This window comes from Methyloceanibacter sp. (assembly GCF_050726195.1).
GTDB lineage: Bacteria > Pseudomonadota > Alphaproteobacteria > Rhizobiales > Methyloligellaceae > Methyloceanibacter.
On record NZ_JBOHJC010000006.1, the window covers coordinates 99,522 to 123,100 of the forward strand.

A 23,579-nucleotide genomic window follows, 5' to 3' on the forward strand; every position below is an offset into this window, starting at 1 on the left:
CTTAAAGCGTGCGCTGGACGTGCTCGACCTCGAAGCACTCGATGACATCGCCCTGGCGCATGTCCTGGTAGCCTTCGAACGCCATGCCGCACTCCTGCCCGGCCACCACCTCCTTCACTTCGTCCTTGAAGCGCTTGAGGGTGGAGAGCTTGCCTTCGTGTACCACGACGTTGTCGCGGATCAGCCGGACATGGGCGCCGCGCTCGACCTTGCCCTCTGTGACGCGGCAGCCGGCCACCTTGCCCACCTTGGAGATGGTGAACACTTCGAGGATCTCGGCGTTGCCGAGGAACGTCTCGCGCACAGTGGGCGCGAGCAGACCGGACATGGCCTGGCGGATGTCGTCGACGAGATCGTAGATCACCGCGTAGTAGCGGATCTCCACGCCCTCCCGTTCGGCCGTTTCCCGGGCCTGGGCGTTGGCGCGCACATTGAAGGCGAGCAAGACCGCGCCCGAGGTCGAGGCGAGTGACACGTCTGACTCGGTGATGCCGCCGACGCCCGAGTGCACGATGCGCGCCCGGACTTCGTCGGTGCCGAGCTTGCCGAGAGCCGAAGTAATCGCCTCCACCGAGCCCTGCACGTCGCCTTTGACCACGAGCGGAAACTCTTTGACGCCGGCCTCTTTCAGTTGGCTCATCATCTGCTCGAGGCTGCCGCGTTGGCCGGCCACGGCAAGCCGCTTGCGCCGCTCGCGCATGCGATAGTCGGTGATCTCGCGGGCACGAGCCTCGCTGTCGACCACCGCGAACTGGTCGCCGGCCTCGGGCGCCGAGTCGAACCCAAGCACCTCGACCGGCACCGAGGGGCCGGCCTCCTTCACCTGCTCGCCGAGGTCGTCGATCAGGGCGCGAACGCGGCCATAGGACGACCCGGCCACAACCAGATCACCAAGTTTGAGCGTGCCGCGCTGAACGAGCGCCGTGCCGACCGGGCCTCTGCCCCGCTCGAGCTTGGCCTCGACGATGACACCTTCGGCGTCGCGGTGGGGATTTGCCCTGAGCTCCAGCACTTCGGCCTGTAGCGCGATTGCCTCAAGCAGCTTGTCGAGGCCCGTCTTCTTCAATGCTGAGACTTCGATCTCGAGCGTGTCGCCACCCAGGCTCTCCACCACGATCTCATGGCTGAGCAGGTCTGTGCGCACGCGCTTCGGGTCGGCGCCCGGCTTGTCCATCTTGTTGATGGCGACGATCATGGGCACGCCGGCCGCCTTGGCATGATTGATGGCTTCGACCGTCTGCGGCTTCACGCCGTCGTCGGCCGCGACCACGAGAATGACGATGTCGGTCACCTTGGCGCCGCGAGCGCGCATGGCGGTGAACGCCTCGTGGCCCGGCGTGTCGATGAAGGTGATCTTCTGCCCCGACGGGACCTCGACCTGGTAGGCGCCGATATGCTGGGTGATGCCGCCGGCTTCCTGGCTGACGACGTTCGCCACGCGGATGGCGTCGAGCAGCGACGTCTTGCCGTGGTCGACATGGCCCATGATGGTGACGATCGGCGCGCGGGGCTGGAGATCCTCGGCATGGTCCTCGGCGCCGATGAAGCCTTCCTCCACGTCGGCCTCGGACACGCGGCGCACGGTATGGCCGAACTCCTCGGCGATGAGTTGCGCCGTGTCGGAATCGATCACGTCGGTGATCTTGTGCATCTCGCCGTCCTTCATCAGGAACTTGATGACGTCGACGCCGCGCTCGGCCATGCGGTTGGCAAGCTCCTGAATGGTAATCACCTCGGGGATCACCACCTCGCGCTGAATCTTCTGCGCGGACTGTGGCATCACCTGCTTCTTCTGCCGCTCGCGGTGGCGCTTCAGCGAAGCCAAGCTACGCTGGCGCTGCTCTTCGTCGAGCGCATTGGTAATGGTGAGGCGGCCGCGGACGCGACGCTCCTCGCCGCGCCGCGGCGCCGTCGGGCTTTTCTTGTGGCGGGCGTCGGGTGTGCGGGCAGGCTGCTCGTCAACCTCTTCCTTGAGGTGTTTACGGGCGGTCTCCTCGCCTTTAGTCCGCGCTTTCTGCTCGGCCTCCAGCCGCTCCTCTTCCTTGCGCTGGCGCTCTTCGGCCTCGCGCTGCTTGGCGGTTTCGAGTGCCTTGGCGCGGAGGTCCTTCTCCTCTTCGGAGAGCTGCTTCAGCACGACGCCGGGCTTGCGCTGCCGCGCCTCGTCGGCCGCAATCCTAGGCGTCGCCTCGGTGACGCGCGGCGCGGCCTTCGGCTTCTCCTTGGGCTCCTCGATGGTTTGCGACGCGGCGGCCGATCCGATCGACCGGCGCTTCTTCTTCTCGACCAGAACGGACTTCGAGCGCCCATGGCTGAAGCTCTGGCGCACATGGCCGGACTCCACGGTTCGGCGCACGTTGAGCGTCATTTTGCGCCCGCGAGTCTTGCCTTCGGTCTCGTTCGTTTCGCTCATTCTTTGTCCGTATCCAATCCGTTTCGGCTTGCAAATGCGGCACTACCCTTGCGGTAGCGCTCTACGCGCGAGGCTGCCGCGAGGAACCTTCGAGCCGCTCCGCCCTGGATGAGGGCAGCATGTATCACATTTGTCCGGCCCGATGCCAAACCCAATTCATCCGCACTGAAGGCGCGAATCGCGGGAATCCCGGCCCCGCCGCCGGCGCTTCGCGCCTTGCCGTCAAGCTTCCGGCAACCATCTTCGGCGGCGTCAGATGCGTGAATCAGGAGGAGAACCCGCCCTTTTCCCAGAGCCTCCTCGACTTTGGCGTTGCCGAACACGGCCTCGCCGGCCTTGTTCGCCAAGGACAGCGCATGGAGCGCCGCGCTAGCGAGAAGCGCATCGACCTGATCGGCGAGCCCCCCGGGGGCCGTGGCCTCGGCTTTCAGCGCCCGGCCGAAAACCTTGCGTTTGACGGCCTCGGCCACGACGTCATGGGCCGCCGTGAGCCATACGCCGCGGCCGGGAAGCTTTTCCTTCAGATCCGGGACAACGGCGCCGTCAGGCCCCAGCACGAAGCGGATGAGCTCGTCCCGCGGACGCTGCGCGCGCGTGACGGCGCAGCGGCGCGAAGCCTCCGCCGTCTCCATCTCGTGTCGCTCGCTCGTCTCTAGCCGCAACAGCGTTGTCTCCCAGCCGTCTCATGACGCGTCGGCGTCGCCGGCCGGCGCCGCGTCACCTGCGGGAGCCTCGGCCTCTGCTTCGGATTCGAACTGGCTCTCGCCCTCTGTTTCCTCCGCCACGAGGTCGGCCTCGCTGATCCACCCCGCCTTGACCCGCGCCGAAAGGATCAGGTCTTCGATCTGCGGGCGCGACAGGCCGAAGCCGTCGAGCATGCCGCCATGGCGGATCGTTTCCTTGTCCTTGCGTTCGCTCCAGCCGGCCAGATCGTCTGTGGCGCAATCGGCCAGGTCCTCGACCGTCTTCACGCCGTTCTCACCAAGCGCCACCAGCATTGCCGTATTGAGGCCCGGCACCTCCATGAGCGCGTCGGCGACGCCGAGCGCCTTGCGCTTGGCGTCGAGCTCCGCCTCGAGCTTCTCAAGATGCTCGCGGGCGCGCGTTTGAATTTCGTCGGCGGTGTTCTCGTCGAAGCCTTCGATGGAGGAGATTTCCGACGGCTCGACGAAGGCCACCTCTTCGACCGAGGAGAAGCCCTCGGAGGCCAGCAGCTGGGCAATCACCTCGTCGACGTCGAGCGCCTCCATGAACGTGGCCGAGCGCTCAGCGAACTCCGCCTGGCGGCGCTCCGACTCCGAGGCCTCCGTCATGATGTCGATGTCCCAGCCGGTGAGCTGGGAGGCGAGCCGCACGTTCTGGCCCTTGCGGCCGATGGCGAGCGACAGCTGCTGATCTGGCACCACGACTTCGATGCGCTCGGCGTCCTCGTCTAGTACGACCTTGACCACCTCGGCGGGCGCCAGCGCATTGACGATGAACGTGGCGGCATCCGGCGACCATTGAATAATGTCGATCTTCTCGCCCTGAAGCTCGTTCACCACCGCTTGCACGCGGCTACCGCGCATGCCGACGCAGGCACCGACGGGGTCGATCGAAGAGTCACGCGAGACCACCGCTATCTTGGCGCGGCTGCCCGGATCGCGCGCCACCGACTTGATGGTGACGATGCCCTCGTAGACTTCAGGTACTTCCTGCGCGAACAACTTGGCCATGAATTCGGGATGGGTGCGCGACAGGAAGATTTGCGGGCCGCGCTGCTCGCGGCGCACGTCGTAGACGAAGGCGCGGATGCGGTCGCCGTAGCGGAAGTTCTCGCGCGGCAGGGTCTCGTCGCGGCGTACGATGGCCTCGGCACGGCCGAGATCGACGATGACGTTGCCGTATTCCACGCGCTTGACGATGCCGTTGACGATCTCGCCGACACGGTCCTTGTACTCATCATACTGACGCTCCCGCTCGGCCTCGCGCACCTTCTGCACGATGACTTGCTTGGCGTTCTGCGCCGCGACACGGCCGAAATCGAGCGGGGGCAGGGGCTCGGCGATGAAGTCGCCGACTTGCGCCGCCGGGTTCTTGCGCCGCGCCTCGGCGAGCGAGATCTGCGTCGCCTCCATGGTCACGTCCTCGACGACTTCCAGCAGCCTCGCAAGCGAGATCTCTCCGGTCTTGGGATCGACCTCGGCCTTGATCTCGTTCTCACTGCCATAGCGGGACTTGGCCGCCTTCTGGATCGCGTCCTCCATGGCGGTAATCACCACCTGGCGGTCGATCGCCTTCTCGCGCGCGACCGCGTCGGCGATCTGCAAGAGCTCCAGCCTGTTGGCGCTGACGCCTGCCTGGGCCATCTGTTAAGCCTCCAACTAAGTTGCGTTCATTGCGACAGCCTATTGCCGCCGCGGAAATTCAATGCACCGGCTTCTTGCCCGCGAGGTCCGCCCGGAAGCCGCCCATGTCGACCACGAGCTTTGCCTCGCTGATGAGCGCGAAGGGAAGGCCGATCGTCACCGGCTCGGCCTTGCCTTCGAGCTCAATCCGCATGCGGACCTCGTCCTTGACCACGCCTTCGATTAGGCCCTTGAAGCGCTTGCGGCCATCGACCGGCTCCTTCAGCTCGACCTTGGCCTCGTAGCCCGTCCACAACGCGAAGTCGCTCGGGCGGACCAGCGGCCGGTCGATGCCGGGCGAGGAAACCTCGAGGCGATATTGCCCCGGCATCGGGTCGTACGCGTCGAGCACCGGCGACAGCCGCCGGCTGATGGTCGCGCAATCCTCCACCGTCATCTCGCCGTTCGGCCGTTCGGCCATGATCTGCACCGTGCCGCCGTCGCGGCCCGAAATCTTGACCCGCACCAAGCGGAAGCCGAGTTCCTCGAGCATTGGCTCGGCGAGGTCGGCAACGGCCCGCTCCTGGCCCGTCTCGCGGGTGAAGCGGCGGTCTTCGTTGACTGTCTGGCTCGACATCGATGGCGGGGCTCGTGCCCCTGAAAGAAGGGAGCCTCAAGAACCTAACAAAAAGGAGCGGGCCGCGGCCCACCCCTGATCAAATCCAATCATGAGTTGGCCGCTAATATACGGCCTTTTCCGAAGGTTTCAAGCGGCCTTCTGCTCAGTCACCCAGCAGCAAGTGCCGGCGAATCCGCGCGAAATCGGCAATGCGCTCATGGCTCAAGGCGCAGAGACACGCCGAATAGTTGCCGCCGATTGCGGTTCCGCCGAAGGCGAGTTCGTCTTCGAAGCTACAGTTGGCGTCGCGATAGGCGATCCAACTCTTCTGGGCGGCGGTAAGCGACGCGAGCTGAGGATCCGGGGGCTGGCCCATCTCCTTGGAGGCGGCGCGCACCGATCCTTGAAGCGCCTTGTAGGCGGCGTTCAGTTTCTCGTCCGCCGCGTCTGCTGCACGGGCAAGACACGCCTTGAACTCCGGATTGGAGGCCGTCGCTGCCTCGCAATCCCGGTAGCAGGTGGCGGCGATGTCGGTCTCGGCGTGGGCTGCGCCCGCCATGAGAGACATCATCAAAGCAAGAACGAATGGACGCATGGTGCTCACCGATGCTCGTTAAACACGCCGCCAACTGAGATAGACGGGCTTGCGGCCCTCGCTCAAGGCCTTCCGCTCATAACGCGTTTCCGGCCAGTCGTCAGGGCGCTGCCAGCGGCGGTTAAGCCCGGCAAAGGCGCCGCTGCCGGACACTATAAGCGCGGCTTGATCGGCGTAGTCGATATCGTCGCTGGCGAAGCGGATCTCGCCGCCCGACGCCATCACGCGCGCCAACGAGTCGATGAGCTCCGGCGAAACGAGCCGCCGTTTCAGCTGCCGCTTCTTGGGCCAGGGGTCGGGAAACAGGAGGAACGCGCGCGAGATGGCGCCGTCCGGCAACCAGGCAAGCACGTCGCGCACGTCCCCGTCATGGACGAGGATCGTTTTTAGGCCGCGGTCTTCGATCGCCCCGAGCAAGGTGGCGACCCCATTGATGAAGGGCTCGCAGCCGATGAATCCGACATCGGGGTGCCGTTCAGCCTGCCAGAGCAGGTGCTCGCCCGAGCCGAAGCCGATCTCGAGCCACACCTCGCGGACCGGCACAGGGAACAGGGTACGAAGGTCGCGCGGTGCCGCCGTCTTCAGGTCGGGGCGGAGCCGCGGCAGAAGTTCGGCGACCAGCCGCTCCTTGCGCGGGCTTAAGCGCTTGCCCTTGCGCCGGCCATAGGACCTGAGGGGGCGGGTCTCGGTCAATTGTCGGCTACGGTCGTCAACCATTATCCCTTCGTCATGCCCGGCCTTGTGCCGGGCATCCACGATTTTTTTTTGAGGTAAAGACGTGGATGGCCGGGCCTTCGCCCGCCGAAGCGTAGGCGGGACAAGCCCGGCCATGACAGGTTCCTGGTAAAAAATGAGAAGCTAGGTGAGCGCGGCGCGGATCGGCTCGACCAGGTCGAGCCGTTCCCACGAGAAGCCCCCGTCGTTGTCGGGCTGGCGTCCGAAATGGCCGTAGGCTGCGGTGCGCTCGTAGATCGGCCGGCTCAAGCCGAGATGCTCGCGGATGCCGCGCGGGCTCAAGTCCATCACCTGGCGCAGCGCCCTCTCCAAATCGTCCTCGCTGATGCTGCCCGTGCCGTGCAGGTCGGCGTAGAGCGACAGCGGCTGCGACACGCCGATGGCGTACGAAACTTGCAGGGTGCATTTGTCGGCGAGCCCCGCCGCCACCACGTTCTTGGCGAGGTAGCGCGCGGCGTAAGCCGCCGAACGATCCACCTTGGTCGGGTCCTTACCGGAGAACGCCCCGCCGCCATGCGGCGCCGCGCCGCCATATGTGTCCACGATGATCTTGCGGCCGGTGAGCCCGGCGTCGCCGTCGGGGCCGCCGATGACGAAGCGCCCAGTCGGGTTGACATAAAATTTCGTGTGGCCGTTGACCCAGCCCTGCGGCATCACCTCGTCGACGAAGCCGCACACGATCTCCTTGACCCGCTCCTGACTCACGTCCTCGCCGTGCTGAGTCGACACCACGATGGCAGCGGCGCGCACCGGTTTGCCGTCCTCGTAGGCGAGGGTGACCTGGCTCTTGGCGTCAGGGCCGAGCTCCGGCGTACGGCCGGAGTGCCGTGCCTTCGCCATCTCGTGCAGGATGCGGTGCGCATAGAAAATCGGCGCCGGCATGAGCGGCTCGGTCTCGCGGCAGGCATAGCCGAACATGATGCCCTGGTCGCCCGCGCCCTCGTCTTTGGCGCTCGCCGCGTCGGCATCCACCCCGCGGGCGATGTCGGCGGACTGTTCGTGGATGTAGTATTCGAATTCGGCGTTCTTCCAGTGAAAGCCTTTCTGCTCGTAGCCGATCTCGCGCACCGCGCGCCGCGCCGCCGCCTCGATGGCCTCGGGCGTCACCGTGTCGGGTCCGCGCGCTTCGCCGGCGAGCACGATTCGGTTGGTGGTGACAAGCGTCTCGCAGGCGACGCGCGAATAGGGATCGGCGGCCAGATAGAGATCAACCACCGCATCGGAGATGCGGTCGCACACCTTGTCGGGGTGGCCTTCCGACACGGACTCGCTGGTAAAGAGGTAATTTGCGCGGGACACGTCGTACCCCCAAAAAAAGAGAGAATGGCCGGGCGGGCTCAAAAGTCGCGCCCGGTTCTGACAACCGTTGGCCCGGAGGTCAAGTCCCGACGATTAGCCTAGGGAACCGCGTAACTCAGTTGCTCGTACTCAAGGCACGAACCAAATCGACCACGCTCTTGCGAACCTTGGCATCGCCGATCTTGACGAAGGCGCGGTTGAGTTCGAGTCCTTCCCGGCTGTTCAGAAACTCCAGAATAAAGGCTTCGGAGTCTGGTTCGGCCATGCCCTTCGCCGCGCCGGGTTCGCCGATATGCGGTGCCTCCTCGAAAAAGAACTGCACCGGGACGTCGAGAATTCTCGAGATCTGAAACAACCGGCTCGCGCCGATTCGATTCACGCCCTTCTCATATTTCTGCACCTGCTGAAACGTCAATCCCATGCTCTCGCCGAGACGCTCTTGACTCATGCCGAGCAGCATTCGACGTAGCCGCACTCGGCTTCCGACATGCGTATCAACGGGGTTAGGCTTCTTACCTGCCATTCGATTCCACCAGTCCAAAGCTGAAAAAAGAAGGTTCCTCAGAGTCTTGATGGGGGGCCCATCTCGGAAGGTTCATAGGGGGGGCACCTTGCCCCGTCAAGTTAGCTCAAATTCTTTCGCACTTTTCCCTTTCCAACGTGCCACCCGCAAGCCAGCCAGCCGGCGATCGCCAGCGCCAAAATCACGACTTCCAGCGCCGATCCTATCCGGACGAAAAGAGTTTTCTGGCCCACTTTGGGCAGTCCTGCGTCGATTAGTCCTTTCTCGCCGAGACCGATCTCGGCGAGAACCCGGCCGTAAGGATCGATCACCGCGGAGATGCCGGTATTGGCGGCGCGGACCACCGGCAGGCCTTGCTCGACGGCGCGAACCTGTGCCTGGTGGAAGTGCTGATAAGGTCCCGCGCTCGATCCGAACCACGCGTCGTTGGTGATGTTCAGCATCCAGCCGGGCCTCGCATTTGCGTCGACCACGTCGTCCGGGAAGATGATCTCGTAGCAGATGAGCGGGCTCGCCGGCGGCGCGCCCGGAACGGCAAGGAACCGCGGTCCGGCGCCTTCGCTAAAGCCGCCGCGAACGCCCGTCATCTGCATGAAGCCGAGGCTCTCCAGAAAATCCTGGAACGGCAGATACTCACCGAACGGCACGAGATGAATCTTGTCGTAGTGGCCGATAACCTGCCCGTTGCCGTCGATCACGAGCAGGCTGTTATAGATACGCGTTGTCTCAAGCCGCCCCGCCTCGTCACGCTCCTCGACGAGGCGCGCCGAGCCGACAAGGAGCGAGGTGTCCGGCGGCAGCGCCCCGCCGATGGCCTCGAGCGCCTCTTGCGTGTCGGCGAGCAGAAACGGGACCGCCGTCTCCGGCCAGATTACGAGATCGATCTGATCGAGCCCGGCCGAACTTGTGAGATCGAGATAGTCGGCAAAGATCTCGGCGCTGTTCTCGGGCCGCCACTTGTTCGCCTGATCGATATTTGCTTGCACGATCCGCAGTCTCACCCCCGTCTCTTCGACCGTCGCAGCCGCAAGCCGCCGGTCGCCCCACCAATAGCCAACGCCTAGCGCAAAGAGGAACGCGACAGCGAATGCCGCCGTGCCTTTGCTAAAACCGCCCTCCGCGCTCCACGTCGCGGCGGGTGCCGCGAAGATAAGAACCGCCATGAGGCTTAAGCCATAAACGCCGAAAGGCGCTGCGAGTTGCATCAGCGGGCCCTCCGGGAGCAGCCCGTAGCCGATCAGGTTCCACGGCAGCCCCGTGAGCACATGGCCGCGGGCGTACTCCGCTAGGCCAAATGCGATGGCGAGCGCGAAAATACGGCCTCCGCCGGGCCGCCACATGGTTATGGCGAGCGCGCAGGCCGCCGCATAGAACAGCGCCATGGCGGCCGGCAACGCCGTCATGACGAAGGGAACAAGCCAGCCGTGCCGCCACGGCTCGACGAGAAAGGCCTCGGCGACCCAATAGAGCCCGGCTAGGAAGTAGCCGAAACCGAACCAGAAGCCGTTGAATGCGGCGCATTTGAGCTTGACCCCGCGAGCCGCATCCACCGCATGGCACCCGTCGAGCAACCAGACAAGTCCGCCGAACGTCAGGAATAGTACGGGCCAAGCGTGGACCGGCGCAAACGCAAGAACCGAGAGCGCACCGAGCGAAAACGCGAGCGCCGCCCGCCGCCATCCCCTCAAGTTCGCGACCCACGTCGCCGTGCTCAGCATGGTCCCGCCACTTCACGTCCCCCTCAAGGAGGAGGGGAGAGCCCCGGGCTCGGCCACATTAGGATTTCTGGCTCTCAGAAGTCGATGTGGAAGCTGCCGAGGGTTCAGAGGACTTGGGCAGGTGGATGCGCAGTTTCTTGATGCGGCGCGGGTCGGCCTCGAGAACCTCGAACTCGATCCCGGTCGGATGATGCACGAGTTCGCCCCTGGCCGGAACGCGGCCGGCGATGGAGAACACGACGCCGCCCAGCGTATCGATGTCTTCCTCGTGCTCCTCCGGGACCAGCTCGATGCCAAGATGTTGTTCGACTTCCTCGACCGGCGTGCGCGCGTCGGCGATCAGCCCGAGCCGCTGATCGACGCGGATCAGCGGCTCCTCCTCGACGTCATGCTCGTCGGCGATCTCGCCGACCACCTCCTCGACAAGGTCCTCGATGGAGACGAGGCCGTCGGTACCGCCATACTCGTCGACCACGAGTGCGAGGTGAAGCTGCGAAGTCTGCATCTTGAGCAAGAGGTCGAGCACCGACATGGAGCCCGGCACGTAGATCAGCTCGCGCGCGATGTTGATCGAGCCGACGCTGCGTTTGAGGTCGACCTTGGCAAGATCGAGGCTGCCGTCCTCGCCGTTCGCCTCCTCGGTAATCCACGACATCAGATCGCGGATGTGGATCATGCCGCGCGGATCGTCGAGCGTTTCGCGATAGACGGGAAGCCGCGAATGCTCCGCCTTGCGGAATACGCGCGTCAGCTCCTCGAGGCTGACGCCTTCCTCCACGGCGATGATATCGGCACGCGGCACCATGACGTCCTCGACCGTGAGCTTGCCGAAGCGCAGGATGCGCAGCAGCATGCTGCGCTCCTGAGCGCTCAACGTGTCGCTCTTGCTGCGGGCGAGCGCGTCCTCGATCAGCTCGCGCAGGTCCGGCTCTTCGCCGAGGCCAAACGTCTGCAGCAGGCGTTCGAACCAGGTCGTGTCCTCCTCGACGCGCGGCGTCTGCTCAGCCTCGAGCTCCTGCTCGGCTGACGGACTGCTGCTCATGGCGATACCTCCGCAAGGGCGGTCTCCCCGCCTCGATAAGGGTCGGCGACGCCGAGCGAGGCGAGGGCCGTTCTCTCCAAACCTTCCATCCGCTCCGCCGCCTCGTCGTCTATGTGGTCGAAGCCAAGCAGATGGAGAATGCCGTGGACCGCGAGATGCGAGATGTGGTCGGCGAGCGGGACGCCCGACTCGATCGCCTCCTTGAGCGCGGTCTCATAGGCGATCACCACATCGCCGAGAAAGCGCGGCTCGCCGGGCGCATCGCCTGCGGGAAACGACAGCACGTTGGTGGGGGCATCCTTGTCGCGCCAGGAACGGTTGATCTCGCGCATCTCCACGTCGTCGGTCAGGACGATGGTGATCTCGTAGAACGCGGGCGGTCGGGGAGGGGCCACGGCAAACGCAGCATGTGCGGCGAGTTCAACGGTGGCGTCGCTGATCCCACTGGCTTCCCGAGCGCCGCCGTGGCGGACGACCTCGACCACAAGCTCCGCCCGTTGGGCAGGCTCGGCGCTGTTGCGACTAGGGCCGCCTTCGCTCATTTGCGCCCACCCTTTTGGGGGACGGATTCGTAGGCCTCGACGATGCGGCCCACCAGCTCGCGGCGCACCACGTCCGCCTTGGTGAAGGCGATGTGGTCGATCTCGTCGATGCCGCGCAGGATGTCGATCGCCTCGTTGAGGCCGGAATCCTTGCCCGGCGGCAGATCGACTTGGGTCGGGTCGCCGGTCACGATCATCTTGCTCTCTTCGCCCAGCCGGGTCAGGAACATCTTGAGCTGAACCGCCGTACAGTTCTGCGCCTCATCGAGAATGACGATGGCATGGGAGAGGGTGCGTCCGCGCATGAAAGCAAGCGGCGCGATCTCGATTATGCCCGTGGCGAGCCCACGCTCGACCCGTTCGGGCGCGAGCACATCATAAAGGGCATCATAGAGTGGACGCAAATAGGGATCGACCTTCTCGCGCATGTCGCCGGGCAGGAAGCCGAGGCGCTCGCCGGCTTCGACGGCCGGTCGCGACAGGATCAAGCGGTCGCAACGCCCGCCTTCGAGACACGCCGCGGCGAAGGCCACGGCGAGATACGTCTTGCCGGTGCCGGCCGGGCCGGTGGCGAACACGAGATCATTGCGCTGCAGCGATTCGAGATAGGCGCTTTGCGCCGGCGTGCGTGCCGTGATGAGGCGCTTGCGCGTGCGGATCTGCTGCGCGGTGGGAACCGTGACGCCCGCGTCGGCATCCTCGTCGGGTTCGGCCACGCGGGCGTGGCGGATCGCGCCGACCACTTCGCCGGCGCCGATCGCTTCGCCTTGCGACAACCTGGCATAGAGCTGTTCGAGCACCGACTTCGCCGTGGCGCAGGCTTCGTCTGGGCCACGCAAGGCGACGGCGTTGCCGTTCACCACTGCTTCAACGCCGAGGCGATCTTCGAGCACGGCAAGATTTGCGTCATAGTCGCCGAGGAGATCGCGCACGAGCCTGATATCGTCGAAATAGACGACTGTCGGCTCTCCGCTTCCGTTGATCCGCGCCGCGCTCGCGCGCTTCGCCGCCGCTCCACGCCCGCGTGCCAAGGATGCTTTCCGAACGCTGGCCTTGCTGGTCAAACGGCCGCCTGAACTGGCTCGCGCCATTCAAATCCCGATTTTATGACACCGGTAAGACTGTTCGGTCCGGCGGCCGAGATGTCAACCTCGGCGATATGGCCGATCAGCGTTTCGGGGCCTTCTACGTGGACAGCCTGTAGATAAGGTGAACGCCCGGCGACCTGTCCCGGTTTCCGCCCTTTGCCATCGAACAGCACCGGCAGCCTCCGTCCGACCGTCTGCCGGTCGAAGTCATGCCGGCTGCCTTCGAGCAAGCCTTGCAGAACCGCGAGCCGCTGTTTTTTCACCGCCTCCGGCACCTGGTCCTCGAGGCCCGCCGCCGGCGTGCCCGGCCGCGCGCTGTACTTGAATGAGAAGGCTTGCGCGAATCGGGCGCGGCGCACGAGTGCCATGGTGTCGGCGAAATCCTCGTCTGTCTCGCCGGGAAAGCCGACGACGATATCTGTGGAGAGCGCGATGTCCGGCCGCGCCGCCCGCACCTTGGCAATCAGCGCTTCGTACTCATCCGCCGTATGCTTTCGGTTCATCGCCGCGAGGATGCGGTCGGAGCCCGCCTGGAACGGCAGATGGAGATAGGGCATGAGCTTCTTCTCGTCGCCGAACAGCGCGATCAGCTCGTCGTCCATGTCCTGCGGGTGACTCGTCGTGTAGCGTAGCCGCTTGATCGACGGAATTTCCGCAAGCCGCCGCAACAGGCGCGCCAGAGTCCACGGCCTCCCGTCAGGACCGTTGCCGTGATAGGCGTTCACGTTCTGCCCGAGCAGAGTGATCTCGCGGGCGCCGCGCGCGGCAAGCCGCTCCACCTCGGCGACGATCTCTCCCACGCTCCGCGAATATTCCGCGCCGCGCGTGTAAGGAACGACACAGAACGTGCAGAACTTGTCGCAGCCCTCCTGCACGGTGACAAACGCGGAGACTTGTCTCCGCTCACTTGTCCGGGCCGGCAGATGCGCGAACTTGTCCTCGGGGGGGAACTCGGTCTCGACCAGGGCCCTGCCGCCAGATCCTGCCTCGGCGACGAGATCGGCGAGACGGTGGTAGCTCTGCGGGCCGACCACGATGTCGACCACCGGCGCACGCGTGACGATCTCTTTGCCCTCGGCTTGCGCAACGCAGCCCGCCACCGCGACCATCGTGTCGCGGCCGCGCGCTCTCCGCGCCTCCTTGGCAAGTCGCACCCTGCCGAGCTCCGAATAGACTTTCTCCGCCGCTTTCTCGCGGATGTGGCAGGTGTTGAGAATGACCAGGTCGGCGTCGGCGAGGCTCTCGGTGAGCTCAAACCCGGCAGGCTCGAGCGCTTCGGCCATGCGCTCGGAATCGTACGCATTCATCTGGCAGCCGAAGGTCTTGATATGCAGCTTCTTGGGCGAAGGCTTATGGGGGGTTTGCGCCATACCCTGTTGTTGGGCCGGAGGCGGCTCCTCGTCAAGGGCTGGAAGCGGCAAAAGGAGGGCCGAAACGCCCGGCCGTTGGGGCCGGGCGTCTGAACTCTGGACTATGAGCACTCTGGCAGGGTGGTGATTGCCTGCTGGGCCTCATCCATCGATTCGTAGGGCGTGCCTACCTGCTTCATTACCGTGCCGTCCGGCTCTTGCGACGTGACGCGGCACTGCTTGGTCGCCTGGTCGATCCCGACGTAGAACTCGGCGGCGATGGCGGATGTCGCCACGCCGAGCGTGAGAGCGGTTGCGATGACGTACTTGTACATGGGTGGTCTCCTTTCGTTGACCGCCCTCCCAAGCTCGGATGGTTCAACCGCAATCTGGCTCAAGCTTGGCCGCAGCGCGCCGTCACTTTAGCAAAAGCTTGGCATTTTCGGGGGTCGTTGCCGCCTTCAACTGCTCGAATGTGCATTGCCGCGGCGCCTTGTCGGGGCGGAAGCGCACGAGCTTGGTGCCGTGGCGAAAGCGCCCGCCGGTCACGTGATCGTAGCGCACTTCGACGACGATCTTCGGCTTCACCGGTTCCCATTCGCTCGAGCGCTCTGTCGACCAGCGGCTCGGACCTCCCGGTGCCTTGCCGGTGAAGCCGGGCGGCTCGATCAACGCTTCGAGCTGCTTGGTCAGCGCCGGGCGCTCCTTGTCGGTAATGGTGGCGGTGAAGCCGACGTGGTCGAGCTTGCCGTCGGCGTTGTAGAGCCCGATCAGCAGCGAGCCGACGTCATTGCTGTTTGCCGCATAGCGGAACCCGCCGACCACGCAGTCTGCGGTGCGCAGATGCTTCACCTTCAGCATCGCGCGCGCTCCCGGCAAATAAGGGCCGTCGCTCTGCTTGGCGATGACCCCGTCGAGCGCGCCGCGCGCGTCGCGCAGCCAGGCTTCCGCCTTTTTGCGGTCGCGCGTGGTGGGCGAAAGCTTGAGGCTCTCGGTCTTGCCCGCCGACTTATAGAATGCTTCGAGCGCCGCGCGTCGCTTCGTCAGCGGCGCCTCGATGAGGCTCTTGTTCTTCGTATCGAGCAGCATGTCGAACAGAATGAAGACCGCCGGCGTCTCTGCCGCGAGTCTCTTGATGCGGCCCTCGGCCGGATGCACGCGCTGTTGCAGCGCGTCGAAGGAGAGACTGCCGCCGAGAGGTATCGCCAGCTCGCCGTCGAGCACGAAGCATTTCGGCCGCAAGCGCTTCAGGAACGCGACGACCTCGGGGAAATACCGCGCCAGCGGCTTGCCGGATTTTGCCCGAAGATCGATTTCGTCGCCCGCCCGGAACGCGAGGCAGCGGAAGCCGTCCCATTTGGGCTCGTACTGCCAGCCGGGATCCTCAGGCAGCTCGGTGACGAGCTTTGCCTCCATGGGCTCGAGGTCCAAGGGAAGGGCGAGGTCGGCAAGCGAGCGCGGTGCGGCCATGACCGTGGTTACCGCCAAACTGTGGTCAAGCCAATCGGGAACGCGGATCGCCCGCGCCGCGTTGCTCGTGCGGCAATCTCAACACTGGAGCAGGTCCCATGCCAGCAAAGTCCGGAGCGCAGCAAAAGGCTGCCGGCGCGGCGCTGTCGGCCAAGCGCGGCAAGACGCCCGTGAAGAAGCTCAAGGGCGCATCGAAGAGCATGTACAAGTCGATGAGCGAGAAGGAGCTCGACAAGATGGCGTCCACCAAGCGCAAGGATAAGCCCGAGCGCGCGAGAAAGAAGTCGAGCTCCAGAAAGTCGCGGTCGCGCAAGTCGAAATGACTATTGCAGCCGCACCACGACGCTGTCGGCCGTGCCGTTCGCGTCGGTCACCGTGAGCCGCACGAAGCCCGGCCCGTCCGGCGCGAAGAATAGAGTGCGCGCCGTATTGGTCGACTTGAGCGGCAGGCCGTTGATTAGCACGTTGAGTGGCGGCGCACCGCCGGCGATCTTGATGGCGATGGGATCGAGCTCGGCGCCCTCGCCGGAGAGTGCGAGGCTCGCGCCGTGCGGCGGGAACACGATACGCACTTTCGGCGTCATCGCCTCGCCGGCATTGGCGCGGGAGGTGAAGCGGCGAAGCGGCGGCGGCAGTTTCGCCGTGGTCGCGACGAGTGCCCCCTTTGGCGCCCGCTTCAGGACCTTCGGCTTCTCGGCAAGGCGCGCAAAGGCTTCGAACAGGATCGGCGCCGCCGCGGTCCGCCCCACAAGGCCGCTGACCGGCGCGCCGTCCGGCCGCCCGGCCCACACCCCGATCGTATACTTGCCGTCGAAGCCGAGCGCCCAGGCGTCGCGATAGCCGTAGCTCGTGCCGGTCTTGAAGGCGATGCGTCCGCCAAGCGCGTTGGGTGGCGGCGGCGCGCCGCGCAGTACGTCGGCGACGTACCAGGCGGCGACCGGGTCGAGCAGGCGTTTGAGGGGCGCAGGCGAGGCGTCGAGCCGCTCGTGAAGCGGCAGCAAGGTCCCTTGCCGCGCGAGTCCGGCATAGAGCGCGGTGAGGTCGAGCAGCCGCACACCGATGCCGCCGAGGCCGAGCGCGAGCCCCGGCGTCTCCTGCTTCGGCAGCACGAGCGCGCCGCCCGCTTCGCCGAGGCGAGCGATCAGCCGGCTCGGCCCCACCTCTTCGAGCACGGCGACGGCCGGCACGTTGAGCGACTGTTGTAGCGCGCGGCGCACGGTGACCGTGCCTTGGAAGCTTTGATCGAAATTCTCCGGCGCGTAGTCGCCGTAGCGGATCGGCCGGTCCTCGATCAGGGTTTCTGGGTGGATCAACCCATCCTCGAAGCCGAGCCCATAAATAAAGGGCTTTAGCGCGGAGCCCGGCGAGCGCACCGCGCGCGTCAGGTCCACCTGGCCGGCGCGCCGCTCGTCGAAATAGTTGGGCGAGCCGACCCGGGCCAGGATCTCGCCGGTGGCGTGGTCCACCACGACGATCGCCGCCGACATCGCCTCGCCGAGAGCGGCCACCCGCTCGCGCGCCAGCATTTCGAGCCGCCGCTGCAGCCGGCCGTCGATGGTGAGCTCGATGATCTCGTCTTTGGGCGACCCCGCCCTCGCCTCGTCCGCCGCGTGCGGCGCGATCAGCGGCAGGGGTTTGCGGGCATCCGGCACCGGCTCGGTCTTGGCCTTGGCGATTTCGGCCGTGCTGAACAGGCCTTGGTCCGCGATGCGGTCGAGCACGCGATCGCGTGCGAGCCGTGCCCGCTCGGGATAGCGGTCAGGCCGGCGATACTCAGGCGATTGCGGCAACGCGACGAGCAGGGCGAGCTCACCGACCGTGAGCCGGCGCGGCTCCTTGCCGAAATAGGCGAGTGACGCGGCGCGGATGCCTTCGAGATTGCCGCCGTACGGCGCGAGCGTAAGGTAGAGGCTCAGGATCTCGTCCTTGCTCAGCGCCCATTCGAGCTGGAGCGCGCGCAGCGCCTGCCTGAGCTTGGTGTGGAGCGAGCGCTCGCGCCGCGGTTCGAGTAGCCGCGCCACCTGCATGGAGAGGGTCGAGCCGCCCGACACGATGCGCCCTTGACTCGCGAGCTGATAGGCGGCGCGCATCATGGCCAGGGGATCGACGCCGTTGTGCGACAGGAACCGCTTATCCTCGTAGGCGAACAGCGCGTCGAGAAAATGCGGATCGACGTCAGTGGCGGAAGCCGGCAGCCGCCAGCGGCCTTCGCTGGTGAGGTAAGCCCGAAGCAGCTTGCCGTTGCGATCGAGCACCGTGCTCGACAGTTCGAGATTGCGCCCGAGCGGCGCCGGCCCGAACGCCTGCATCAAGCCGGCTACCCCGCCGGCGACGGCAGCGGCGATCCAGACGGCCGCAACGCCGGCATAACGGGCACTGCGCTTCCACTTCTCCCTCTCCCCTGTGGGGAGAGGGCCGGGGTGAGGGGGATTAGAGCGAGTCGTCGAGTCTTCGGCTCCCTCACCCGGCGCGCTTCGCGCGCCGACCTCTCCCCACTGGGGAGAGGGGGTCTCTGCGTCCTTGTTCATCTCGCCGAGGTCACCGTGACGGCGCCGGTGCCGGTGCGGCCGAAACGGTCGGGGCGGTACATGTCCTCGACCACGGCCTGCGGCAGCACATAGCTTCCCGGCGACACCGCGCGCACGATATAGGCCACGGTGTAGACCACCGGGCTGTCGCTCCTGCGCTCGAACGCCGCCACGAACCGGTTGTCGCGGAACTCCGTGTGTACGGGATCGGCCGCGCCCTCGATCCAGTCGAGGCCGCCGGTGTCGGCGGAGGAGACGAGCCGCGGGTTGTCGATCTCGAAGCCGGCCGGTACGTAGTCGGTGAGCGCGACGCGCGCAAACTGCGGTTGCGCCTCGGTGACCGTCAGCAGGACCACGAAGCGCTGATTCTGCTTCGCCGCGGCGATGTCGACCTCTTCGCCGTCGAGCGTGTGGAATGTGCGCTCCAGCTTGAAGCCGTGATCGGCCGCTGGTTCCGGCGAGGTCGGCGCGCCGGAGACCGAGATGACCGCGTCGAGCGGCGTGTCGCCTCTGTTGGTCACGGTCAGCGGGTTAATGCCGATTTCCTCCTCATCGAAGGTGCGGTAGAGCGGCCCCTCTTGGCCGCCTTCGCCGCCGGCGCCTTCCTCGATGCTAAGGCTCACGCCCTGCTTGCCCAGCGCGCGGGCGGCAAGCACGAGCCACGCGTCTTCTTGCGTCGAGGTGTAGGTGACGAGGTCGCGCGCCTTGTCGATCTGCTGCGTGGCGCTGACCAGGATCACCTTCGGCGCATCGCCTTCGGCGGCGAGCGTCACCACCACGGCCGCATCGCGAAGCACCGAGCCGTAGTCTGGGCGCCCGCCTGCGAACTTGGGCTCCAGGGGGAGACCGCCGGCCGCGGCGCTGAATGCCTTCTCCGCCCGCACTTTGTCGCCGAGCATGGCGAGCGCCGCGCCGATTTCTGCCTGAGCGGTCGGCGTGCCGAGCTTGTCCAGCTTGACGTCGGCGATGTAGCGGAGGTCGCCCACCGGCGCCTGGCCGTTCCGCGCCAGCACGTAGAGTGCGTAGGACAGCGCAAGACCGCCGTCGGTAGCGACGTCCGGCGCCGTGCTCACATAGTTCCGCAAGCGGCTGAGCGCGAGTTTGAAGCGATCGTCTGGAACGGCGAAGCCGCGGGCGCGGGCGCGCGTAAGGAAGTCGGTGACGTAACCGTCGAGCCACGCGTCGTCGCCGCCCGGCGACCATAGTCCGAACGCGCCTTCGTAGCCCTGGCGCGCCAGCACGATCTCGATCGCCTTGGTCACGCGCTCGTCGATATTGGTGTCGACGGCGAGCTTCGCGTCGAGCGCCATCTCGTTGACGTAGAGCAGCGGCAGCGCCCGGCTCACGATCTGCTCGGTACAGCCGAGCGGATAGCGGTCGAGGGCGGCGAGCAGGCTCGCCACGTCGAGCGCCGCCGACGGCGTCACCGACAGCGCCACACTGCCCGTCCCGGGCACGAGGTCGGCGAACACGTCGTTGGTGAGCGTGATGCTTTGGCCTGGTTCGAGCGGCTTCACCGTCCGCCGCGCCAGGATCTGCGTGGCCGGATTGACCGTGAGCGCATATCGCCGGGCGACGGAGAAGCCTTCAGGTCCGGTGACCGCGACGTCCACGGTGCCGGTGCCGACGCCTGCGGCCGAAATCGGCAACATCACGGCGCCGCGCTTCTTGGCGTCGAGTTCGATCGACTTGTCGGGGTTCTCGACGCTGAGCGGGCCTGCCGTCGACACGGCAATCGCGTAGGTGCCAGTCGCGCCCTCGACATTGTCGAGATCGAGACGAAGCGTCGACTTGTCGCCGCTGAGCAGGAAGCGCGGCAGCGTGGCGGTCACCACCACGGGGTCCCGCACCACGACGTCGCCCGAGCCGTGGCCGACTTTGTCCTTGCTCCAGGCGACGGCCATGACGCGCACCGTGCCGGTGAAGGCGGGGATGGCGAACTCGACCTCGGCGGTGCCGTCGGGCCCGACGGTGACGATGCCGGAGTAAAGCGCCAAAGGAGGCTGGGTCGGCGGGCTGCCTTGCAGCTCACCCATGCCGCCATCGCCGCCGGTGCGAATTTGGCCCTTGGTGCCCTGCATGCCGTCGATCAGGTCGCCGTAAAGGTCGCGGATCTCGGCCGAGAGCTTGCGCTGGCCGAGATAGTACTCGTCCGGCGCCGGCGGCTCGTAGCCGGTGAGGTTGAGAATGCCGACATCGACGGCGGAGACGACGATGCGCGCCTCCTCGCCCGCAAGGCCGGCAAGCTTGACCGGCACGCGGAGCTTGGTCTCCGGGCGGATCAGGTCGGGCAGGTCGAGCGCGACGCCGATCGTGTTCTCTGCCTTGTCGATGCTGAACCATTGCACACCGATGGCGCGGCCCGGCATGCGCTTCTCGGCCTCGTCGAGCGGCCGCCGCAGCGTGGCGAGCACATAGGCGCCGGTGCCCCAGTCGTCGCCGACGGTAATCGGCAATTTGACGAGACCCGGCTCGACTTCGGCCGTGGTTTGGGTGATCAGCCGGTCGCCGATCACCGACAAGGTCACCGTGCCGGCGCTCCGCGCGGTGATGGCGACGGTCATGGTGTCGCCCGTCGTGTACTCTGGCTTATCGAGCGCAATCTCGAGCAGGTCCGGCGTGTCGGCGGAGGCGTCGGCATACCAGCCGGAGTCGAAGCCGTAGGTGGTGAGCGGTCCTTGCGGGTCGGCGCTCTCGATCTCGAGCCGGTAGCGGCCCCAAGTCACCGGCACGGAAATCTGGCCCGGCTGGCCTGGCGCCACGTCAATGGTGCCGTCAGCGACGCGGCGAGTGATCTTGATGGGCTCGTAGCTCCAATAGCCGTATTGCCGGTACCACTGATATTTGGACTCGATGCTGAGCAACTGCCACTTGAGTCCCTTGGCCTCCACCTCCTTGCCGTCCGGCGCGGCCATGACCACGTCGAACTTGGCGGTGTCCTGATCGCCGAGCGATGCGCCCTTGAACAGCGGCTTCACGCCGATCATCGTCTGTGACGGCACGATGGGCAGGTCGAGCGTCCGCTCGATCGCCCTGCCACCAGGCTCGGCGAGACGCACGACGATGGCGGCCGAGAGCGGCTTGGTCGCGACCGGCGCCTCGTCGAGCGCGACCTCGAACGTCGCCTTGCCGGCCTCGTCCGTGTCGGGCAGATCGACGAGCGGGTAGCTCTCGGCGCTGAAACGATCCTCCGAGTCCGGATCGTTGATGCCGAACGCATAGCCGGGGAAGCCTGGCCGCTCCTTGGCCTCGGTGATTCGCAAATTGCCGTCGATCACTAGTCCCGCCGCTGGCGCGCCATAGAGGAAGTGACCGTCAAGCGCGATCTCGGCGGGCTGAGACGGCGAAAGTTCGGTGGCGTCGGTGGTGATGTCGAACTCGAGCCGATCCGGCACATAGTCCTCCACCAGGAAGCTCGTAGTGCCGATCGCCGATTGCTTCGGGTCGGAGTAGACCGCCACCCGCCACGTGCCGGTGGGCGCCGAGGCGATCAGCGGCACGTCGAGCGATCTGCCGCCGATGCCTTCGTCTGGCACCACGGTGCGCCGGTACTCGATGCCGTCCGGCCGCTCGATCACCACGGTCAGATTGACGTCGGGCACCGCCACGCCCTCGGCGTTCCGCAGCAAGCTGGTGACGTGCACCGTCTCGCCCGTGCGGTAGACGCCGCGCTCGGTGAACACGAAGGCATCGAGCCCCTTGGGCGGATCACGTCCGGCGACGCCGCGGTCGGTGAGATCGAAGGCGGACTGAACAAGGTTGAGGAACGCGTAGTCGCCGCCCGTCTTGCTTGAGGCGACAAGGAGCGCCGGCGCCAGTCCGCCTTCGCCGCGCGCCAGCCCGGGGGCGAAGTTCGCCTTGCCGTTCGCGTCCGTGGTCGCCGTGGCGAGCACCTCGTTGTTGCGCGCGATCAGCCGCACCTTGACGCCTTCGATGGGCGCCGTGGTGGCGAGCGAATTGACGAAGGCGTGGATGCCGTCGCTGCCGGAGAACGCCGTGAGGCCGTAGTCCGACACGATGAACCACTGGGTGGTGCGCTCGCTATAGGAGTCGCCCGGCACGTCGGCGGGCGCGGCGGCGAGAATGTAGACGCCCGGCTCCATGTCAGGCACCGCCTCGCCGATGGGGAAGGCGGTGGTGATCTCCGCGTTGAGCTGCTTCTCGACCTCGAGCTCGCCGGTCCACGCTTGCTGTCCCGTCTGATCAGCAATGTCCTCGAGATCGTAGCGGTAGAGATTGCGCTCGAACTCGTAGCCCAGCACCTTGTCGATCAGATTGCGGTCGCCGATCCGGTAGATCGTGACCTTGAGCAGCGCGGTGTTGACGGAGATAAGTGGAATACCCTGCTGGCCGGTCTTGGGCAGCACATAGGCCTTGCCGGAGAGCCTCACCGACGGGCTGCGGTCGCGCACATAGATATTGAACTCGGCGTCCTTGAGCAGACTTTCGTCCACCGAGGACGGCAGGCCTTGCCGCAAGGTGATGGCGTAGGTCTCGCCATGCTTCAGCCCTTCGACGCAAAGCTGCTGATCGTCGACGGAGAGCGCGGGCTTGTCTTCTCCGACGACCGCGACGTAGGGCGAGAAGTCGGCGCGCTTGAGCAGCGGCTCGCTGAACTGGAAGCAGGCGCGCGGGGAGGCCGCGTCGGAATCGACGGTGAAATTGGAGACGCGGAAGCCGTATTTCTCCCGCAGCAGGTCGTAATTCGCCTGTAGACCCGGGTTTGGGTCGAGCTTAAGGGCAAGGTGGAGCGCGTTCAGCGCCTGGCGCCACTCGTCGTGCTTGCCGAAGGCGGAGGCGAGCGTCGTCAGCGCCGCCGCATCCTCTTGCGGCGTGGTCGCCCGTTGATAAGCGATATACGCCGCCGTGCGCGCGTTGTCGTAGCGCACGCTGCCGTCGTCGGTCTCGCTCGTGGGAATGGCGAGCCAGATATCGGCGAGCCTCCGCCACGCAGCCGAATCCTCGGGCGCGACCGCGACGATCTGCACATAGGTTTGCGCTGCGGCCGCGAGATCCTGCGCCCGCAATTGGACGGCGGCCTGCTCTTTCAGCTTGATGACCGGCAGCTCGACGGTGCCCGCGTCATTCGCGAGGTTCGCCTCGAGCGTAATGGCGGCCTCGTCGAGCGCGTCGTCTTGAAAGGTCTTGTCGGCGGCAGGAGCGGAAGTGGAGACGAAAACGAACAGCGCGGCAGCGAGGCCGGCGCGAAACCATGCAACCATAGACGTCCTCCGGGCGCCCGCCCTCGGCGGCAGGCGGGCGATGGCGCCTATGGTAATGGAGCATCGTGACGGAAACCAGAGGGTCGGCTGGCACAACCGGCACAACCAGGCG

General features: G+C 66.0%; 18 protein-coding genes. 1 reads left to right on the forward strand and 17 read right to left on the reverse strand.

Going from position 1 to position 23,579, the window contains the following annotated elements:
* Position 1: 1 nt before the first annotated feature.
* From infB to ACRECX_RS06135, 15 genes are all read right to left on the reverse strand, one after another.
* Positions 2-2,410 (reverse strand): translation initiation factor IF-2, encoded by a 2,409-nt coding sequence (infB, locus tag ACRECX_RS06065; protein WP_431557923.1) that lies wholly within the window; start codon positions 2,408-2,410, stop codon positions 2-4.
* Positions 2,407-3,072 carry an RNA-binding protein gene (locus ACRECX_RS06070; protein WP_431557924.1) on the reverse strand — a complete coding sequence of 222 codons (666 nt, stop codon included), beginning with the start codon at positions 3,070-3,072 and terminating at the stop codon, positions 2,407-2,409. The genes infB and ACRECX_RS06070 overlap by 4 nt, the downstream gene beginning before the upstream one ends.
* 21 nt (positions 3,073-3,093) lie before the next feature.
* Positions 3,094-4,758 carry a transcription termination factor NusA gene (nusA, locus tag ACRECX_RS06075; protein WP_431557925.1) on the reverse strand — a complete coding sequence of 555 codons (1,665 nt, stop codon included), beginning with the start codon at positions 4,756-4,758 and terminating at the stop codon, positions 3,094-3,096.
* Positions 4,759-4,816: 58 nt separating this feature from the next.
* Positions 4,817-5,374, reverse strand: coding sequence for a ribosome maturation factor RimP (gene rimP, locus ACRECX_RS06080; protein ID WP_431557926.1), 558 nt, complete (start codon positions 5,372-5,374; stop codon positions 4,817-4,819).
* Positions 5,375-5,519: 145 nt separating this feature from the next.
* On the reverse strand, positions 5,520-5,951 hold the full coding sequence (locus ACRECX_RS06085; protein WP_431557927.1) for a lysozyme inhibitor LprI family protein: 432 nt from the start codon (positions 5,949-5,951) through the stop codon (positions 5,520-5,522).
* Between the two features lie 18 nt (positions 5,952-5,969).
* Positions 5,970-6,668 carry a tRNA (guanine(46)-N(7))-methyltransferase TrmB gene (trmB, locus tag ACRECX_RS06090; RefSeq protein ID WP_431557928.1) on the reverse strand — a complete coding sequence of 233 codons (699 nt, stop codon included), beginning with the start codon at positions 6,666-6,668 and terminating at the stop codon, positions 5,970-5,972.
* Between the two features lie 141 nt (positions 6,669-6,809).
* Positions 6,810-7,985, reverse strand: a complete 1,176-nt coding sequence (gene metK / locus ACRECX_RS06095; protein ID WP_431557929.1) for a methionine adenosyltransferase — start codon at positions 7,983-7,985, stop codon at positions 6,810-6,812.
* A gap of 115 nt (positions 7,986-8,100) precedes the next feature.
* The gene (locus tag ACRECX_RS06100) at positions 8,101-8,508 is read right to left on the reverse strand and encodes a helix-turn-helix domain-containing protein (protein WP_431557930.1); all 408 of its coding nucleotides are present in this window, start codon (positions 8,506-8,508) and stop codon (positions 8,101-8,103) included.
* Between the two features lie 101 nt (positions 8,509-8,609).
* A complete protein-coding gene (gene lnt, locus ACRECX_RS06105; RefSeq protein WP_431557931.1) occupies positions 8,610-10,226 on the reverse strand; it encodes an apolipoprotein N-acyltransferase in 1,617 nt (538 codons plus the stop codon).
* A gap of 58 nt (positions 10,227-10,284) precedes the next feature.
* On the reverse strand, positions 10,285-11,268 hold the full coding sequence (locus ACRECX_RS06110) for a hemolysin family protein (RefSeq protein WP_431557932.1): 984 nt from the start codon (positions 11,266-11,268) through the stop codon (positions 10,285-10,287).
* Positions 11,265-11,810 (reverse strand): rRNA maturation RNase YbeY, encoded by a 546-nt coding sequence (gene ybeY / locus ACRECX_RS06115; protein WP_431557933.1) that lies wholly within the window; start codon positions 11,808-11,810, stop codon positions 11,265-11,267. The genes ACRECX_RS06110 and ybeY overlap by 4 nt, the downstream gene beginning before the upstream one ends.
* Positions 11,807-12,841: a PhoH family protein gene (locus ACRECX_RS06120; protein WP_431557934.1), complete on the reverse strand. Its 1,035-nt coding sequence runs from the start codon at positions 12,839-12,841 to the stop codon at positions 11,807-11,809. Before ACRECX_RS06120 ends, ybeY begins: the two co-directional genes overlap by 4 nt.
* 29 nt (positions 12,842-12,870) lie before the next feature.
* Positions 12,871-14,268 (reverse strand): tRNA (N6-isopentenyl adenosine(37)-C2)-methylthiotransferase MiaB, encoded by a 1,398-nt coding sequence (gene miaB, locus ACRECX_RS06125; protein WP_431557935.1) that lies wholly within the window; start codon positions 14,266-14,268, stop codon positions 12,871-12,873.
* 101 nt (positions 14,269-14,369) lie between these two features.
* Positions 14,370-14,582 carry a hypothetical protein gene (locus ACRECX_RS06130; RefSeq protein ID WP_431557936.1) on the reverse strand — a complete coding sequence of 71 codons (213 nt, stop codon included), beginning with the start codon at positions 14,580-14,582 and terminating at the stop codon, positions 14,370-14,372.
* Positions 14,583-14,664: 82 nt separating this feature from the next.
* Complete coding sequence (locus ACRECX_RS06135; protein WP_431557937.1) at positions 14,665-15,717, reverse strand: ATP-dependent DNA ligase; 1,053 nt, start codon at positions 15,715-15,717, stop codon at positions 14,665-14,667.
* Positions 15,718-15,815: 98 nt separating this feature from the next.
* Between ACRECX_RS06135 and ACRECX_RS06140 the strand changes: the two genes are divergently transcribed.
* Positions 15,816-16,040, forward strand: a complete 225-nt coding sequence (locus ACRECX_RS06140) for a DUF3008 family protein (protein ID WP_431557938.1) — start codon at positions 15,816-15,818, stop codon at positions 16,038-16,040.
* On the opposite strand, the gene pbpC is transcribed toward ACRECX_RS06140, so the two are convergent.
* The gene (pbpC, locus tag ACRECX_RS06145; protein ID WP_431557939.1) at positions 16,041-18,245 is read right to left on the reverse strand and encodes a penicillin-binding protein 1C; all 2,205 of its coding nucleotides are present in this window, start codon (positions 18,243-18,245) and stop codon (positions 16,041-16,043) included. It abuts the gene before it with no gap.
* On the reverse strand, positions 18,242-23,467 hold the full coding sequence (locus ACRECX_RS06150; RefSeq protein ID WP_431557940.1) for an alpha-2-macroglobulin family protein: 5,226 nt from the start codon (positions 23,465-23,467) through the stop codon (positions 18,242-18,244). The genes pbpC and ACRECX_RS06150 overlap by 4 nt, the downstream gene beginning before the upstream one ends.
* Positions 23,468-23,579: the final 112 nt, after the last annotated feature.